The sequence below is a fragment of the Suipraeoptans intestinalis genome (assembly GCF_009696485.1).
Lineage (GTDB): Bacteria > Bacillota > Clostridia > Lachnospirales > Lachnospiraceae > Suipraeoptans > Suipraeoptans intestinalis.
Genome location: NZ_VULY01000007.1, coordinates 1 through 4,887 on the forward strand (window position 1 = coordinate 1; position 4,887 = coordinate 4,887).

Here is a 4,887-nt window from a genome sequence, read left to right on the forward strand (position 1 = left end):
GCTCCTCTTCCTTCCCCATCACGGTAATATGATGATACGCCCCGTACATGGCCGGACGCATCAGGTTTACGGCGCACGCGTCCACTCCGATATAGTCTTTGTGCGTATGCTTTTCATGGATCGCCTTTGTAACCAGATGACCGTAAGGCCCCATCATAAAACGCCCCAGCTCCGTGTAGATCGCCACATCTCCCATCCCTTCCGGCACCAGAACTTCCTCGTATACCTTCCTGACTTCTTCTCCGATCACCCGGATATCATTGGCTCCTGTTCCGGACGATAAGGAATACCGATCCCTCCCGACAGATTGATAAACCCGATATGGACGCCTGTCTCCCTTCTTCAGGCGAACAGCCAGTTCAAACAGAACTTTTGCCAGCATGGGGTAATATGCATTTGTAACGGTATTACTTGCCAGGAAGGCATGGATTCCGATTCCTTCGCTCCCTTTTCTTTCAGGATCTGAAACGCTTCAAACATCTGGTCTGTCGTCATCACCGTACTTGGCGTCTCCCGGATTGTCCATGATGTCGTTGCTGATCTGGAACAGCCCGCCCGGATTATAACGGCAGCTGATCACTTCCGGAATTTTGCCGATGGCTTTTTCCAGGCAGTCAATGTGGGAAATGTCGTCCAGGTTGATGATGGCGCCCAGCCGGTCTGCGTACACAAACTCCTGCCGCCGGCGTATCATTGGAAGAAAACATAATATCCCTTCCGCCGATCCCCATGGCTTCGGAAAGCAACAACCTCCCGAATAGGATGCACAGTCACAGCCGCAGCCGTACTCCCTCAGAATCCGATCAAAAACGGATTGGGCGTAGCCTTCACGGCAAAATATTCCTTGTATCCCGGTTCCAGGCAAACGCCTCCTTCAGCGCTTTTATATTTTCACGGATCCCTTTTTCATCATACAGATGAAAAGGAGTGGGATACTGCTCTAACGATCTTTTCCAGTTGTTCTTTTGTTACAAACGGTGTTTTTTTCATGTCAGTTCTCCTCTTTCAATGTCAGCAGCTCTATCTCATTGGACAAAGCCGTCTTATACAGCTCCACAAAGTTCTTCTGCCCGGAATACAAGGCGGTGTTCATACTTCCCTCTCCATACTCTCCTGTGATCACATAGCGGGAATCGAAATAACCCTATCTGCATTCCTCTGTCCTGCCTACATATACTCTGGCATTTTTGAAGGTAACCGGCCGGTCCGTGATGATCACAACCTTTTCCCGGCGGCCTGCAGCGCCTCCAATTCCCTGACCATCAGTAAAAGATAATTTCTGGTACAACTGATATAGACTCTCTCCTCCACTTCCTCCAAAAGGTTGCGGATCTTGTTCAGGATATTTTTTCCGCCTTCTATCGTAATATAGCCCTCTGCTTCTTCCCGCTCCTTAGGCGCACGCAGAGAGAGCCATTTTTCGCCTCTTCCAGTCTCCGGATACGGTTTTTACAAAACTCTTCCAACGGAACCGGAACGTACTTTCTGGCTGTTCCTTCCTCCAGAAGATACACCGCTCCCTTTTCCTGCATGTTGGCCAGTGCATTGTATGCGTTGGACCTGGAAATCCCGGTCTGCTTTGCCACCTCGTACCCCGTTACCTTTCCTTCCTCCAAAATACATTGGTAAATGCAGGCCTCCTGCCTTGTCAGACCAAATTCCATCAGTCTTTCAGCAAATGATGTCGTCTCCACTCTGCCACCTCCTGTACTATTTAGTGTTTCTCTCAAGTACTACTATATACCTCTTCCCTCTCTCTGTCAAGAATCCTTCTCAAAACAGACCGTTTCTTTCCTGCCGGCAGGACACATCGCTTCACCATCCCCCTTCCACGACAATCCCCTTTTCTGTGCTTTTTCTACAAAAAAAGATGCCGCCACACCACTGATACTCTCCAGCGGTGCAGTGCACCTTTTTTCTGTCTAATCTACTACAGCAATCTGCATGATATTGCTGACGCCTTCTCTTTGTGCCTTTACGTTGGGTGACGGGATCCCTGCCGTCAGCACGATGATATCTCCCGACTCTGCCATCTGTTTCGCACATGCCAGATCAATGGCCCCGCTGCAGATGTCTTCCGTCGTCTGGAATTCAATGGATTTCAGCGGACGAACCCCCAGTAGATCTGCATCCTCCGTAAGGTTTCTTCGTTGGGCGTGACCCCTATAATATCCATCGGAGGCTTAAACTTGGACACGACTCTTGCCGTTGCTCCGATACCGTAGGCGTAATGATACATTTGGCGTTCAAACTTCCCGCCGTCGTCACCGTCGCAAATCCCAGAGCACAGGAGGTGCTTTTCAGATAGTTTTTCTCTGCCCTTTTCAAAAGCGTCTCATGATCCAGGTGTTCTTCTGTATTTTCCACGATATGCACCATCATCTGCAGACTCTCCAGCGGATATTTTCCCTGCGCGGTCTCTCCGGACAGCATGACCGCATCGGTTCCGTCATAAACCGCATTGGCCACGTCTGTGACTTCCGCTCTTGTAGGACGCGGATTCCGCATCATGGAATCCAGCATCTGCGTGGCTGTGATCACCGGCTTGTAATTGCTGTTACATTTCTGGATGATCATCCGGTGTGCGGACGGGATCATGATCGCCAGGGGAGATCTGGGAGTGGAGATCCCGGCGGAGGAAGTACCTTACCTGCAGAAGATGATCATCCAGAAATGTAACAGCAATTACAAGCCGGTGATCACAGCCACGCAGATGCTGGATTCCATGATGCGGAATCCGCGTCCTACAAGAGCGGAAGTCACAGACGTGGCCAATGCGGTTTATGACGGAACCGATGCGGTCATGCTGTCCGGAGAGACCGCGCAGGGAAAATATCCGCTGGAGAGTCTGCAGATGATGGTGCATATCGTGGAAAATACAGAAGAACACCTGGATCATGAGACGCTTTTGAAAAGGGCAGAGAAAAACTATCTGAAAAGCACCTCCTGTGCTCTGGGATTTGCGACGGTGACGACGGCGGGAAGTTTGAACGCCAAATGTATCATTACGCCTACGGTATCGGGAGCAACGGCAAGAGTCGTGTCCAAGTTTAAGCCTCCGATGGATATTATAGGGGTCACGCCCAACGAAGAAACCTTACGGAGGATGCAGATCTACTGGGGGGTTCGTCCGCTGAAATCCATTGAATTCCAGACGACGGAAGACATCTGCAGCGGGGCCATTGATCTGGCATGTGCGAAACAGATGGCAGAGTCGGGAGATATCATCGTGCTGACGGCAGGGATCCCGTCACCCAACGTAAAGGCACAAAGAGAAGGCGTCAGCAATATCATGCAGATTGCTGTAGTAGATTAGACAGAAAAAAGGTGCACTGCACCGCTGGAGAGTATCAGTGGTGTGGCGGCATCTTTTTTTGTAGAAAAGCACAGAAAAGGGATTGTCGTGGAAGGGGGATGGTGAAGCGATGTGTCCTGCCGGCAGGAAAGAAACGGTCTGTTTTGAGAAGGATTCTTGACAGAGAGAGGGAAGAGGTATATAGTAGTACTTGAGAGAAACACTAAATAGTACAGGAGGTGGCAGAGTGGAGACGACATCATTTGCTGAAAGACTGATGGAATTTGGTCTGACAAGGCAGGAGGCCTGCATTTACCAATGTATTTTGGAGGAAGGAAAGGTAACGGGGTACGAGGTGGCAAAGCAGACCGGGATTTCCAGGTCCAACGCATACAATGCACTGGCCAACATGCAGGAAAAGGGAGCGGTGTATCTTCTGGAGGAAGGAACAGCCAGAAAGTACGTTCCGGTTCCGTTGGAAGAGTTTTGTAAAAACCGTATCCGGAGACTGGAAGAGGCGAAAAAATGGCTCTCTCTGCGTGCGCCTAAGGAGCGGGAAGAAGCAGAGGGCTATATTACGATAGAAGGCGGAAAAAATATCCTGAACAAGATCCGCAACCTTTTGGAGGAAGTGGAGGAGAGAGTCTATATCAGTTGTACCAGAAATTATCTTTTACTGATGGTCAGGGAATTGGAGGCGCTGCAGGCCGCCGGGAAAAAGGTTGTGATCATCACGGACCGGCCGGTTACCTTCAAAAATGCCAGAGTATATGTAGCAGGGACAGAGGAATGCAGATAGGGGTTATTTCGGATTCCCGCTATGTGATCACAGGAGAGTATGGAGAGGGAAGTATGAACACCGCCTTGTATTCCGGGCAGAAGAACTTTGTGGAGCTGTATAAGACGGCTTTGTCCAATGAGATAGAGCTGCTGACATTGAAAGAGGAGAACTGACATGAAAAAAACACCGTTTGTAACAAAAGAACAACTGGAAAAGATCGTAGAGCAGTATCCACTCCTTTTCATCTGTATGATGAAAAAGGGATCCGTGAAAATATAAAAGCGCTGAAGGAGGCGTTTGCCTGGAACCGGGGATACAAGGAATATTTTGCCGTGAAGGCTACGCCAATCCGTTTTTGATCGGGATTCTGAGGAGTACGGCTGGCGGCTGTGACTGTGCATCCTATTCGGAGTTGTTGCTTTCGCGAAGCCATGGGGATCGGCGGAAGGGATATTATGTTTTCTTCCAATGATACGCCGGCGCAGGAGTTTGTGTACGCAGACCGGCTGGGCGCCATCATCAACCTGGACGACATTTCCCACATGTGACTGCCTGGAAAAAGCCATCGGCAAAATTCCGGAAGTGATCAGCTGCCGTTATAATCCGGGCGGGCTGTTCCAGATCAGCAACGACATCATGGACAATCCGGGAGACGCCAAGTACGGGATGACGACAGACCAGATGTTTGAAGCGTTTCAGATCCTGAAAGAAAAGGGAGCGAAGGAATTCGGAATCCATGCCTTCCTGGCAAGTAATACCGTTACAATGCATATTACCCCATGCTGGCAAAAGTTCTGTTTGAACTGGCTGT

The 4,887-nt window shown here is 49.8% G+C and carries 6 pseudogenes; 3 read left to right on the plus strand and 3 right to left on the minus strand.

Annotated features, from left to right (window positions below):
• The 3 pseudogenes from FYJ34_RS15000 to FYJ34_RS15010 form a co-directional block, all read right to left on the minus strand.
• Nucleotides 1–990 (minus strand): annotated as a pseudogene (locus FYJ34_RS15000) (type III PLP-dependent enzyme domain-containing protein); the annotation flags it as partial.
• 1 nt (nt 991) lies between these two features.
• Nucleotides 992–1,664, minus strand: a pseudogene (locus FYJ34_RS15005) (TrmB family transcriptional regulator).
• A 258-nt stretch (nt 1,665–1,922) separates the two neighbouring features.
• Nucleotides 1,923–2,580, minus strand: a pseudogene (locus FYJ34_RS15010) (pyruvate kinase); the annotation flags it as partial.
• On the opposite strand from FYJ34_RS15010, the pseudogene FYJ34_RS00255 reads away from it, so the two are divergent.
• The 3 pseudogenes from FYJ34_RS00255 to FYJ34_RS15015 form a co-directional block, all read left to right on the plus strand.
• Nucleotides 2,573–3,316, plus strand: a pseudogene (locus FYJ34_RS00255) (pyruvate kinase); the annotation flags it as partial. The pseudogenes FYJ34_RS15010 and FYJ34_RS00255 sit on opposite strands and share 8 nt — an antisense overlap.
• 256 nt (nt 3,317–3,572) lie before the next feature.
• Nucleotides 3,573–4,249, plus strand: a pseudogene (locus FYJ34_RS00260) (TrmB family transcriptional regulator).
• 1 nt (nt 4,250) lies between these two features.
• Nucleotides 4,251–4,887: pseudogene (locus FYJ34_RS15015) on the plus strand (type III PLP-dependent enzyme domain-containing protein); the annotation flags it as partial.